The sequence below is a fragment of the Gordonia sp. GONU genome (genome assembly GCF_024733855.1).
Lineage (GTDB): Bacteria > Actinomycetota > Actinomycetes > Mycobacteriales > Mycobacteriaceae > Gordonia > Gordonia amicalis.
In genome coordinates this window covers 1-12,197 of sequence record NZ_JANRHB010000058.1, presented here as the reverse complement: position 1 = coordinate 12,197, position 12,197 = coordinate 1, and the positions used below count along the sequence as shown (strand labels likewise).

The 12,197-nt window shown below is 60.5% G+C and carries 9 protein-coding genes and 2 pseudogenes; 7 read left to right on the top strand and 4 right to left on the bottom strand.

Features of this window, described 5'->3' with window-relative positions; translation table 11 throughout:
* A pseudogene (locus tag NWF34_RS24855) lies at positions 1-376 on the bottom strand (transposase); the annotation flags it as partial.
* Between NWF34_RS24855 and NWF34_RS24850 the strand changes: the two are divergent.
* Positions 369-539: pseudogene (locus tag NWF34_RS24850) on the top strand (integrase core domain-containing protein); the annotation flags it as partial. The pseudogenes NWF34_RS24855 and NWF34_RS24850 sit on opposite strands and share 8 nt — an antisense overlap.
* 192 nt (positions 540-731) lie before the next feature.
* Here NWF34_RS24850 and NWF34_RS24845 read toward each other — a convergent pair.
* Together NWF34_RS24845 and NWF34_RS24840 are read right to left on the bottom strand one after the other, a co-directional pair.
* Entirely contained in the window at positions 732-3,821 is a 3,090-nt protein-coding gene (locus NWF34_RS24845; RefSeq protein ID WP_258326373.1) for an RND family transporter, read from the bottom strand.
* An 82-nt stretch (positions 3,822-3,903) separates the two neighbouring features.
* Positions 3,904-4,242, bottom strand: a complete 339-nt coding sequence (locus NWF34_RS24840) for a DUF4873 domain-containing protein (protein ID WP_006902477.1) — start codon at positions 4,240-4,242, stop codon at positions 3,904-3,906.
* Between the two features lie 133 nt (positions 4,243-4,375).
* Here NWF34_RS24840 and NWF34_RS24835 point away from each other — a divergent pair, with 133 nt between their 5' ends.
* The 6 genes from NWF34_RS24835 to NWF34_RS24810 all read left to right on the top strand — a co-directional run bounded on the left by NWF34_RS24835 (position 4,376) and on the right by NWF34_RS24810 (position 10,747).
* Positions 4,376-5,344 carry a diiron oxygenase gene (locus NWF34_RS24835; protein ID WP_005195186.1) on the top strand — a complete coding sequence of 323 codons (969 nt, stop codon included), beginning with the start codon at positions 4,376-4,378 and terminating at the stop codon, positions 5,342-5,344.
* A 161-nt stretch (positions 5,345-5,505) separates the two neighbouring features.
* The gene (locus NWF34_RS24830; RefSeq protein ID WP_035718354.1) at positions 5,506-7,026 is read left to right on the top strand and encodes an NAD(P)/FAD-dependent oxidoreductase; all 1,521 of its coding nucleotides are present in this window, start codon (positions 5,506-5,508) and stop codon (positions 7,024-7,026) included.
* Positions 7,027-7,073: 47 nt separating this feature from the next.
* A complete protein-coding gene (locus NWF34_RS24825) occupies positions 7,074-7,943 on the top strand; it encodes an SDR family oxidoreductase (RefSeq protein ID WP_006369629.1) in 870 nt (289 codons plus the stop codon).
* Positions 7,940-9,010 (top strand): ferredoxin--NADP reductase, encoded by a 1,071-nt coding sequence (locus NWF34_RS24820; protein WP_005195189.1) that lies wholly within the window; start codon positions 7,940-7,942, stop codon positions 9,008-9,010. The genes NWF34_RS24825 and NWF34_RS24820 overlap by 4 nt, the downstream gene beginning before the upstream one ends.
* Positions 9,000-9,905, top strand: a complete 906-nt coding sequence (locus NWF34_RS24815; RefSeq protein WP_010844919.1) for an alpha/beta fold hydrolase — start codon at positions 9,000-9,002, stop codon at positions 9,903-9,905. The genes NWF34_RS24820 and NWF34_RS24815 overlap by 11 nt, the downstream gene beginning before the upstream one ends.
* 89 nt (positions 9,906-9,994) lie before the next feature.
* Entirely contained in the window at positions 9,995-10,747 is a 753-nt protein-coding gene (locus tag NWF34_RS24810) for a TetR/AcrR family transcriptional regulator (protein WP_258326372.1), read from the top strand.
* 349 nt (positions 10,748-11,096) lie between these two features.
* On the opposite strand, the gene NWF34_RS24805 is transcribed toward NWF34_RS24810, so the two are convergent.
* A complete protein-coding gene (locus NWF34_RS24805) occupies positions 11,097-12,119 on the bottom strand; it encodes a BtrH N-terminal domain-containing protein (RefSeq protein WP_020169751.1) in 1,023 nt (340 codons plus the stop codon).
* Positions 12,120-12,197: the final 78 nt, after the last annotated feature.

Here is a 12,197-nt window from a genome sequence, read left to right as displayed (position 1 = left end):
AGCACACGATCAGCACGTCCTTGACGCCGCGGTTGGCCAGATTCGCACACACCCCGGCCCAGAACTTGGCGCCTTCTTCGGCCTGTATCCAGATTCCCAGCACATGCTTGACGCCGGCCATGTCGACGCCAATAGCGATGTGGGCGTGCTTGTTTCGAACATGAGAACTGTCTTTGACGTTCACCACCAGGGCATCAAGGTAGATGACGGGATACAACGGCTCCAGCGGCCGGTTCTGCCATTCGTCGACCGCGTCGAGGACCTCGTCGCAGATCTTGGAGATCGTCTCGTGCGAGAGATCGGTGCCGATCGTGGCGGCCAAATGGTGTTGGATATCGCGCAACGTCATGCCGCCGGCGTACAGCGGGACCACGATCTTCCACTCCAGCCCGTACAAGACCGTCTCCGACGTCGAGTTCGCGGCCGCTGGTTGGGTCGACTGGTACAACAACAGCAGGCTGCACTCGAGTATCGGCCAGATCCCCCCGACCGAGTTCGAAACGCTCCACTACTCTGGCCTCGGCCCGAGGACCAGCCCACAATGGAGGCGGCACAAAACCTCGGGTCGTTCAGTCCCTGTGCGTGAGGCTCCGGCCCGCAACCCCCAACACATCGCCGTGGAGTCACCCATACCGTCTAGCGTTGTACGGACGCAATTCGTCTATCACGAGCGACCGTGCCGCGTCATGCCCTATGCCGATCCTTACCTGTTGACGGGATGGTCGGGAAGTTCAGGGACCGACGCTTGTCAGATCCCCATGGGTCCGTCCGCGTGTCTTTTGCGATGGTCCCAGGGCGCGCCGGAAGCGGTCGATGTCACCCGGCCACCAGCTTGCAGTGCCCAGCAGCACCGCTAGTGCCGGGACTACTAAGGTCCGCACCAGGAACGTGTCGAGCAGCAAACCGACACCGATGATGAACCCGATTTGCACCATCACATCGATGGAGCCGACCATCAGCCCGAACATGCTGGCTGCGAAGATCAACCCGGCCGAGGTGATCACTGACCCGGTGTAGGCGACTGTACGCATTACGCCAACCCGCACGCTCGCCCTCGTCTCCTCTCTCAGTCGTGAGACCAGCAACATGTTGTAGTCAGCGCCCACCGCCACCAAAACAATGAATGACACCAGTGGAGCTGGCCAGGCAATCCCGGCACCGAACATATGTTGGAGTACAAGCACACCGATACCGAGCGCCGCCATGTAGTTCAAGACGACGGTTGCAAGAAGGTACACCGGCGCAACGACGGCCCGCAGCAGCAGCATCAGAATCAGACCCACGATGAGAAGGGTGGCAATGCCAAGCAGTTTGAAATCGTGCGACAACAGCCGCTGGACGTCGGCGTTGATCGCAGGAAAGCCCGCGACCGAAGCGCGTCCGCCCTCCAGCGTGGTGTTCGGCATTGCGTTCTCGGCGACGCTGGACAGCTCGTTCGCGAGCTTCATTGCCTCGGCAGAGTATGGGTCGTAGGCGGTCTGTATCGCATAGCGCACGGTTTTCCCGTCGGGCGAGATGAACTGTCGAGCGACCTGACTGAACTGCTGGTCCTTGAACGCATCCGCGGGGAGATAGAAGCCGGTTGCCGAATCAGAATCGCCGACCTCGCGGGCAGGAGCCCGAAGCTGTGCGGCGACCTGTGCCAGTCCACCGAGTAACTGAAGGTTGCTGTCCACCAAAGCCCCGACTCCATTCGACAACTGACGTGCGCCGTCGGCGAGAACGCCGACGCCGGACTCGAGTTGCGACACCCTGTTCCCGAGGTTCTGCCCACCGATCGTCTGTAGTGCAGAATCCAGCGTTTGAAAAGAACGCTGAAGCTGTGCCATGTCGGTAGAGCCTGGCGCACTCACGCGGCCGAGCTGCGCGGTAAAGTCAGCCACCCTCGCGAGCGACTGATCATCCGCGAGTGCCCGGATGTCGGCCGTCTGCGCGCGCAGTGCCGAGCACTCCGCGATCTGCTGACACCACGGAGCGTCCAATGCGGACAATGCCGGCGCGATCGCATCTGCCGCAGACTGGGCCCGACGGGCGAGTTGAGACAGCTCAGGCGCTTGCTGGGAGAACTGCTGAAGCGTTGGAGCAGCGCTCGCGAGCTGGTTCACCAACGGCCGATACTCGTCGAGTTGTGGGCCAAAGGACGACACCTCGTCGAGCAACCCCGACAGCGGAGCGAGATTGGAGGAGATCTGCTCTTCTAGCTGTGCCAGGCCTCCGGCTAGCTGCTCTGATCCGGTCTTAAGGACGGCCAGATCACCCTTGCGGGCCTGTACATCTCCGGTCTCCTCGGTGATCTTGGTACCGATCTGATCGTTCTGCCAAGACAATTGCGCCTGCTGTAGCTTCTCACCGGTCGGGCGCGTCACGCCAATGACCCTGGTCACGCCGGGAATCTGCGCGACGCGGGATGCCAACTGGTCGAGGTCGGCAAGGCCTTGAGCCGTGCGCATGTCGTTCTCGGACTCCACCACCAAGAATTCCGAGATAATGATGTCTTTCGGGAAGTGGCGGTTGAGCAGCGCGTAGCCTTCGTTGCTCCCTGTGTCAGTTGGCTGCCCCTCGCGATCGTCGTAGGTGATCTGAATTGTTGCGGCTACCAGGGCGAGGCCGATCAACGCGACCACACTGATCGCCAGCAGAGGTACCGGCCGCCGGATAACCATGACTCCGACTCTTCTCCAGTAATCCCGCGTCAGGTCACGGCGGGGAAGGCCGGCACCTCTCTTGGCGGCGAAGGAGAGCACGGGGGGCAACAATGTAACCGTTGCCAAGAATGCGAATGCTATGGCGATTGCGCAGGCCGGACCTAATGTGTTGAACACACTGAGATTGGCGAAGGCCATAGCCAGGAAGGCTAGGGCCACAGTGCCCGCCGATGCGAGAACCACGCGGCCGATAGTTGCATTCGCGTGGGCAATAGCGGCATCAGGAGAGTTGCCTGCTCGAATACCCTCATGATAGCGGCTTATGAGGAACACCGAATAGTCAACTCCGGCACCGAAGATGATGACGGTCATGAACATCGAGGTGAACTGGGATACCGGCATGCCCAGCTCGCCTAGTCCAGATAGAACTCCGCGACCTACGGCCAAACTCATGCCCACGACAAGCAGCGGCATCAGCGCGGTGAACACCGAACGGTAGACGACGAGGAGGATCACGGCGATCAGCAGCACGGTGGCGACAGTGATCAGGACCAGATCCGACTCGCCCACGGCGAGTTGGTCGCTAAATGTCGCGGGTGGGCCTGTCACACGGACTCTCGTCTCAGTGTCGCGAAAGATTCTCTCCGCGGTGTCGCGTACCGCTGCGACCGCCTCCGCGGTATCGGGTCCCCCGAGTGTGCCGGTCACTCCCACGGGCAGATACCAGGCTTGCTTGTCTTTGCTGAGAGCCTGACTCGCAGTAAAAGGATCGCTCAGCAGGTCTCGGACGGCGATGACGTGCTTGTCGTCCGCCCGCAGGGTGTCGACAAGCACGTGGTATCGATCGCGGGTGTTGTCGGACAGGCCTGCACTGTTCTCCATCACTACGAATACTGTGGTCTTGGCGCCGCGCTCGTCGAAAGCGGCGCCCATACGGTCCAAGGTCTGAAAAGACGGGACTCCGGCCGGGATCGGATCCACAGATTGTTCCCGTATCACTGACTCCAGTTGAGGAAAGAGAAGGCCTAAGCCGATGGCGGCGCCGAGCCAGACCAGCGTCACAATCCCTTTGCGGCGGAGGGTAAACCATGCAACCCGCTCAAGGGTCGGACTGTATTCGCCGAGTTTCTCGCCCCCTCTCGACGGGCGGGTTCGAATGGGAGACGAACTCACCATGTGAAATTTCCTCTCGACCTGAAGTGGGCGACCCAATCGTGCGCACCCGTTATGCGAACGTCCGTGCGGCGGTGGATGGTTGTCACTTGCGGTGGTGCTCGGCCATGTCTTCGACCTCCTCGAGAGTGGTGGGCAGGTGGTATGGGGGGGTGCTCTTACCTGAGATGCGGTATCGGCCCCAGAAGTCGGGATCCCCGACGACACACTCCGCTCGGCCCTCGGGGGTCGTAAATACAGCGATCGCGCGGGCGCCCTTCAGGAGCTCGTCGAGCTCATCATTCTTCTGAATCCGGCCATACCAGGTGTAGAGGCCGTTCAGCGGCTGGAAATAGCCTTTGATCTTCGCTTCGACATGGATCTCCGTCCCGCGGCACACCAGGGTTCCTTCGCCGGAGTAGTCGAGGTCATGGTCGTCAGACATGCAGCCCTACCTTCTTCGCATTGAGCGTTGACAAATAACGCGGTTCGTGGATACTAGCAGTACCAGATACTGCGAGTAATGGGTACTGGGCGCCAGGCCCCGACTCCCAGCCTTGAACGACCGAGGAGAAGACATGACCGTGCAGGATGCCCATATCAAGCCCGACTTTTCACAGGAGGGCATGGCCCGGGTGAACGGGCGCAAGCCCGTCGACATGGAACGATCTGCAGGTCGTCTGTTGCGGTCTTCCGCGGAGAAGTTCTACGACGCGGAGATCGACATCGACTGGGAGTCGCCCTGGGAGGAAGGCAAGTACTTTCTGCCAGAGCACCGGGTGTCGCTATACGGCACCAAACTATGGAACAAGATGACCGAGGAGCAGCGTCGCGAGCTGGGACGCCACGAGATCGTGAGCATCCTCAGTTTCGGCATCTACGCAGAGAACCTCTTGAGTTCGGCGCTCCTGCGCATGTCGGCAAAGGGGGCCCTAACCGATCAGAAGTCCCTATACGCGCTAACAGAAATCGGCGATGAGTCCCGCCATTCCACTATGTTCGCGCGCCTCATTAACAAAACAGGCGTGCCCCCTTACAAGCTCCCTAAGGGCTTCTTGAGCTTCGCAAAGATCCTGCATTTCGTCCCGCTCGGACCGTCGGTGTCCGGAGCCACGCTGCTGATCGAGGAAATCCTGGACCGCGCCCAGCGCGAGGCGATGAACGACCCCAGTATGCAGCCTCAGCTTCGCCAGCTCATGAAGATCCATGTCCTCGAGGAAGCCCGTCACATTACCTTTGCGCGACTGGAGATGATCGAAGGCATGCAGCGTCGACGTAAGGCGACGCGCGCTTGGCACCGAGGGGTGCTTGCCGTCATCGCGAACCTGGCGTACCCGCTGCTCATTAATCCGAAAGTGTACCCCGCAGTGGGAATTAGCCGCTGGCGTGGCGTATGGGCACAACAAACCAGCCCAAACTATCGGACCAACCTGCAGTTCATGTCGGAGCCCATGATTCGGTTCTTCCATGAGGCGGGAATGCTGGAAGGCAAGTTCACAATGGCCATGTGGCGCGCGACGCGGAGCCTTCCCGACGATCTCCGCTGATCTCCGTTCACGCGGCCGAGCCGTCACGGTCGACATCAGTTAGACCTGTGCGGAGCATTCTCGATGGCTTCGCGATCACTTCCGCCTCAACAGATCACCCGCTGCCACTGTGCGCAGGTGATGTGTTGTGCCAACGAACCCACGAGGGAGAAAGCATAAACATGGCATCTTCAACTACCCGGCGCGCCTCGCGCGCCGCCGCCAAAACCGACTCAACCGACGACCCGATTTCGACCAAGATTCTGATCATCGGAAGCGGGTTCTCTGGTCTCGGGATGGCCGCACAGCTAAGACGTCGCGGGTACAGCGACTTTCTAATCCTGGAGAAGGCAAGCTCCGTCGGTGGAACCTGGCGCGACAATACCTATCCGGGCTGTGCATGTGACGTCCCGTCGCTGATGTACTCGTACTCATTCGAAAGTCGAGGTAGCTGGTCGAAGGTGTGGTCGTCACAACCAGAAATTGAGCGGTATCTACAAGACGTCGCGGACAAGCGCGGCGTGACACAAAAGATTCATTTCGGTCAGAAGTTGGTTTCCGGATACTGGAGCGAGTCAGAGTCGCGGTGGCACCTGCGTACTGAGTCCGGACGTGAGTACATTGCTCAGTTCGTAGTTTCAGGAGTCGGTGCGCTGCATATCCCCAATTTTCCCGAAATTTCGGGGATTGAGGACTTTAAAGGCGAAGCGTTTCACTCCGCACAGTGGGATCATTCGGTGGATCTGGAGGGCAAGCGTGTCGCCGTGATCGGCACTGGTGCCAGCGCTATCCAGTTTGTGCCGTTCGTACAGAAGGAGGCCATGTCCCTCAAGGTCTTCCAGCGAACCCCTGCCTGGGTCCTACCCCGCAAGAATTTCACCGTTCCGCCGGCCCTGCGGACTCTTCTGAGCAGACTCCCGATTGCACGTCGTATCGCCAGGTGGTCGGTGTACTGGGGTGCGGAGAGCCTAGCCTTCGGCCTCAACGGTCACTCCAACCTTATGCGGCCAATCGAACGGGTCGCTCGGTGGAACATTGAACGCTCCATCTCTGATCCGGCACTACGCAAGAAACTGACCCCGTCATATCGCATCGGCTGTAAGCGAATTCTGGGGTCAAACGACTATTACCCTGCACTTGCGGCGCCCAACACCACCGTCATCAGCGATCGGATTGAGAGGGTCACCGCTGATTCCATCATCACCTCAGACGGCGTCGAGCACCTCATCGACGTAATTATTTATGCGACCGGTTTTCACGTGACTGATGGTTTCGATCAGCTCGCCCTGAAAGGTGCCACTGGCGAGGATCTCCCGTCCCACTGGCATCAGACGGGGATTAACACGCACCTGGGCATCACGACCGAGGGTTTTCCCAACCTGTTTTTCCTCCTCGGACCCAACACGGGCCTCGGCCACAACTCAGTGGTGTTCATGATCGAGCAACAGATCAAATACATCATGAAGGCCATCGACACAGTAGAAAGCCGAGGCGCTGAGAAGGTTGACGTACGCCCGTCCGTGCAAGAACAGTTCAACACCGACATCCAGCGGAAGCTGGCCAAGGGAGTGTGGACCAACGGCGGCTGCACGAGTTGGTATCTCGACTCGCAGGGCGTCAACCGGACCGTGTGGCCGGGCTTCACATGGCAGTACTGGCGCGCCACAAAAGATTTCGACCCCGCCGAGTACGACATCGCCTGAGCCCGAACGCACGGAGAGACACGATTCGTAGAAATGGTGAGACGACAGTGAGCAATTCTGACCGGCATGATTACACAGGCAAGGTGGCAGTGATCACCGGTGCCGCGTCAGGGATCGGTCGGTCTCTGGCACTCCAGTTGGCGGAGCGAGGTGCCGCACTGGCACTGTCCGACATTGATGAGATGCACTTGAAGGAGACTGCAGAACTTTGCCGCACCACGTATGCGGCGACGGTAACCGCCGCCGTACTAGACGTTGCGGACCGCAGTGCGTTTCAGGACTATGCCGACGGAGTGCGGTCAGAGTCGGGCCACGTCGACATGGTGTTCAACAACGCCGGCGTGGCCTTGGGCGTCGACGTGGTCGACATGACCTGGGAAGACTTCGACTGGCTCATGGGCATCAACTTTGGCGGAGTCGTTAACGGGTCGAAGGCGTTTCTGCCTCACCTGATCGCGTCCGGGGACGGACATCTCATTAACACGTCGAGCGTCTTCGGCTTGATCGGAATCCCCAGCCAGAGCGCATACAATGCCGCGAAATTCGGCGTCAGAGGCTTCACCGAGGCGCTCCGACAGGAGATGAAAATCAGTCGATACCCGGTCACAGTGACATGTGTGCACCCGGGGGGTGTAAAAACCAACATCGTCAACAATGCCCGAGGCGTTTCCGCCATGGGGGCAGACACCGCGACTGTCGCCTCGCTGTTCGACAGGATCGCACGAAGCACCCCGGATAAAGCAGCGGCGACAATCCTCAAAGGTATGGACAAGAAGAAGGCACGAGTGTTGATCGGTGCGGACGCCCGCGGTTTCGACTTCGTGGCACGGGTGATCGGTCCCCGCTACCAGGACATCGCGGCGCCACTGACACGGGCGGGTTACGCGGTCGCACGTAGACAGGGGATCCTCAAGTGACCGTCGAACCCGATGCACGTCCGGCTGCCGCAGCCCGCTCACGCACCTTGCGCGTCTCAGAAGTGACCCAGGAAACGAAAGACTCCGTCACCATTTCGTTCGAGATCCCCGATGCCATGGTCGAGGAGTTCAAGCATGTCCCAGGGCAATTCATCACCGTGAAGATCCCATCTGATCGGACCGGTCATGTCGCACGATGCTACTCGTTGAGCAGCTCGCCTCACGTCGAGGACTTCCGTCTCGAGATCGGGATCAAGCGGACGGAGAACGGTTACGCATCGAACTGGCTGTGCGACAACGCGATGACGGGAATGGAGTTGACCGTCCTCCCGCCGTCGGGGCACTTCACGGCTAAGAATCTCGACGTCGATTTTCTATTCTTTGCAGGAGGAAGTGGGATCACTCCGGTCTTGTCGCTGATTAAGTCGGCGCTTGTGTGCGGCGGGGGCGAAGTCACACTGTTCTACGCGAATCGCGATGCCGAGTCGATCATGTACGAGGGCCAACTGGCGCAGATCGCCTCCGAGTTCCCCGAGCGTTTCACGGTCTTCCACTGGTTGGAGTCGGCTATGGGGATTCCGGCACCTGAGGATGTCGAATCCGCCATACGTGAGCACCGCGGTGCACAGATCTACACCTGTGGTCCGGCGCCGTTCATGGATCTGGTTCAGAAGTCGGCGGAGGCCTGCGGTGTCGAGCACGCCTCGGTACATCGAGAAGTCTTTCAGTCACTGACCGGAGATCCATTCGAGACAGCCACGATGCGTCAGCTCAGTGACGACGATGGTGTGGCGACCGCCACGGTCTATCTGAATGGGCAGTCCATCACGACTGAGTGGCCGCGCAACACTCCGTTGCTCGACGTGCTATTGGCCCAAGGTCACAATGCCCCGTACTCCTGCCGAGAAGGGGCCTGCAGCGCGTGCGTATGCAAGCTGGTTGAGGGTGATGTAGAAATGGCACAAAACCACATCCTCGTTGAAGATGACATTGCCGACGGTGAACGGCTTGCGTGTCAGGCACTTCCGCTGACGGATGCAGTCACGGTGAGCTTCGATGACCTCTGAGATAGCGAGCGAGTCGCGAGGATCGCGGCACCTCGAGGTCCTCTCCTCCGACGGAACCAGGTTGTTCGCCCAGGAATTCGGCCCGGGCCGGGATGCTCCACTTCTAGTCTTTAGTCACGGCTGGGCCTGTCAGGGGCGTTTCTGGCGGCCACAGATCGAACAGTTCGCGGCGACGCATAGGGTAGTGGTCTACGACCAACGCGGACACGGGTGGAGCGACCGGGGCCGGGTACCGTTCTCGGCGAGACTTCTGGCCGATGACTTGGAGGCCGTAGTTCGGGCGGTAGCCACTCCCACCGACAAGGCTGTCGTGGTCGGACACAGCATGGGAGGTATGTCCATCATGAGCTGGGCAGCTGAGTACCCAGCCTCGGTGTCGGAGCTGGCCCGCGGAGTAGTACTGGCAAGCACCGGGCCATCACAGTTGGTGGATCGGTCAACGTTACTCAAAGTTCCCCGCCAGCTACGACCGAGACTTGAACGGGCCTTCGCGGCTAGTCTTGCGGTCGCGGGACCCGAGATGCAGGACACGCGTTTGTCTCGCCGCCTGATTCGTTACGGAACCCTGGGCCCGGGCGCGACTGTCGAGGTAATCGATGAGTGCGCCGACATCGTGTTGCGATGCCCACCACAGGTGCGGGGGATGTGGGGTGCGGTTTTGGCGACAATCGACGTCAGCAGGGGTGTTGACTCGCTGACAGTGCCGGCGGCGGTCATCGTGGGCGATGCCGACAGACTGACCCCGGCGGCCCATTCGGTGGATCTCGCAGCGCGACTGGGTCGGCAGGGCGTTCTATTTGAATTCACTCTTCTCGACAAGGTCGGTCACATGTCCAACCTAGAGGCCGTTGAAGACTTCAATTCAGCTGTGGCCAGGTTAGACAGATCCGCCTGAAGCTCGTCTCATCAACCAATGCCTCGGCCACGCGGGCGCCACGTGCTCACCGGCGCGACGAGTCGTCCATCCTGATAACCTAGGAGGCCATGTCTGTAGTCCGTCGAATCTCCGCGGCCCCGGTGAAAGTGCAGCGTCGTGTGCGCGACGCACGAAGCACGCGTTGGGACGACCACCGCGCTGTCGTTAAGGCTGAACTCGTCGACGCGGCTATACGCGCGATCGAAAAGTTCGGCGATGCTGTGAGCATGGACGATTTTGCGGAAGAGGCAGGTGCGTCGAAACCTAAGCTCTACCGCCATTTCGGTGACAGAGCTGGGCTCTATTCCGCCGTGGCAGCACGTCTGGGTTCGATGATGTGGGAGTCAGCGCAGTCAACTCTGCTCTCCGGACAGGAAGACAGCTCCGTTGACGAGCTTTTCCGTTCAGCGATCTCTGCATACGTATCCTTGGTCGACGACCATCCGGCGGTCGTCCGTTTCCTCATGACGAATCACATGTTCCAGTACTCTGAGTCCGGCGAGGGAGGGGCCGCAGATCAGCTGAGATCGGCAATGGAGATTATTTCTGACGAGTTCGCTCGTGGCCTCCGAGAGGTCGGCGCCGACGAGTCCCTCGTCGCCGTAGCAGTGGCCTCTATCCTAGGGGCTGGTCTATCAGCGACCCAGTGGTGGATCGATCACGGTCGGCTCAATGGAATGAGCAAGGACCTGTTCTCCGCGCACCTTTATCAGACGTCGTGGGGGATCATTGACGGCGCTGCGGCCACAGTGGGCGTTCGCTTCCGCAGAGACAGACCCTTCGGCGACCCCGCGTTCGCCACTCGCCTCGGACTAGACTGATCCCGCTCGCGAGAGACGGTGCCGCCCCAGTCTCCGCCCTCAGTATTTGATCACAACTGTGTTCCTTATCGCGAGGAGCACTTGTCCAAGTGTCGGATGGGCGGGTCGAACGACTCGTCGTCTACCACCTGATCTAGTGTCATCACGTCGCCCCCGGTGATGAAGCCGGCGAGCCAGTCAGGCCCCAGGTCTGGCGCGACCAGTAGGACCGAATCAACTCGTAGGAACTGATGCCCACGATCTCGTGGTTCACCCCGTCGGACTCCGGTAGCGACCCACCTCAGTCGATCCAGATGCGAAAGGGCCGGGCTAGGGCCAGCCACTCACCGATGCGGTGCTGGCAGTTCTTCTAAACGGCGGACCTTAGGGATCTGGCGGCGGAGTCCAGTGAGGTGGCAAGGCTCGACTCAGTGTCAGTTAGAACCGCCGCGGCCTCGATGACGTGGTCGAGCCGGGTAGCAGCGGTCGAGCCCTTGTGTACGGCCGCCTGAGCGACTGATGTCCATGCTGCAGCCGCTCGGTGAGCATCTCTGGCAAGGTCGCTGGTTGCAGCATCGCCGGTCAGTCGGGCGATCTCGTCGCAGCCACACGCGAGTAGTCGTCGGAACAGGCCACCACCCGTACCTGCCTTCTCGATGAATGCACCAAGACTGAATAGGTGGACTTCGAGCACGTCGGAGGGCAGCTCATGCCAGAGCACCACGTCAGAGGATAGTGCTAGGGCTGCGTCTATTCCGTGTGTCCCCGAGTGTTCGACAGGGCCGGCGATCGTGGATCCTGCGGGCGCGCGCATGCATGCCGCAGATTGCGCGAACGCCTCCGCAGCCACGACGGCGATTGACGGTAGCGCCTCGGGCCAGTCAATGCGGAAGAGCGTATGTCGGGTCGGCTCGGGGAAGGTCATCGAGCGTCGGGCTCGCGCCAGCGCGTCGAAGGGAACCTGTTGAATTTCGACGCGATCGTTGTCTGCGACGTAAGCGATTTCTGCGTCGCTGTCGTAGCCCACTATGACGATATCGTGGCGACTCATGCGCAACTGAACGCGCAGGTAGGGCAATTCAGCAATTTCGGCCCACACGAGCGCGGGCCGGCCGCGGTCGAGTTCGTCGCGGACGAGATCCCACCCTAGCTGGGGATCGTCGGTGGACCGGACCTCCACCGTAGCGCCGAGACGGCGGGGGAGGTCCATCTCGAAGTCAGGACCACGTCCTACCAGATACAACGGCGGCACGAGGGCGTCGGTGCGAACATACGTGAGCGAGAGTGCTCCGCCCAGAGCGAACACCAGACCCTCGTTCGGTGGCCCGTCGAAGCCTAGTCCCGACCACTCCATCAAGTCGCGCATCGCGCTGGAGCCGCAATGGCCGCCCATTCGGTGTGGATAGGTGTCGAGCAATGACTCGGACATTGTCATGGTCTCCCTAGTGGTGGTGGACACTGTGCGACGGGA

Excerpts from the sequence above, each read along its gene's own strand:
- NWF34_RS24810 (WP_258326372.1), top strand. The coding sequence starts at position 9,995 with ATGTCTGTAGTCCGTCGAATCTCCGCGGCCCCGGTGAAAGTGCAGCGT.
- NWF34_RS24840 (WP_006902477.1), bottom strand. The coding sequence starts at position 4,242 with ATGTCTGACGACCATGACCTCGACTACTCCGGCGAAGGAACCCTGGTG.
- NWF34_RS24805 (WP_020169751.1), bottom strand. The coding sequence starts at position 12,119 with ATGGGCGGCCATTGCGGCTCCAGCGCGATGCGCGACTTGATGGAGTGG.
- NWF34_RS24830 (WP_035718354.1), top strand. The coding sequence starts at position 5,506 with ATGGCATCTTCAACTACCCGGCGCGCCTCGCGCGCCGCCGCCAAAACC.
- NWF34_RS24815 (WP_010844919.1), top strand. The coding sequence starts at position 9,000 with ATGACCTCTGAGATAGCGAGCGAGTCGCGAGGATCGCGGCACCTCGAG.
- NWF34_RS24845 (WP_258326373.1), bottom strand. The coding sequence starts at position 3,821 with ATGGTGAGTTCGTCTCCCATTCGAACCCGCCCGTCGAGAGGGGGCGAG.
- NWF34_RS24835 (WP_005195186.1), top strand. The coding sequence starts at position 4,376 with ATGACCGTGCAGGATGCCCATATCAAGCCCGACTTTTCACAGGAGGGC.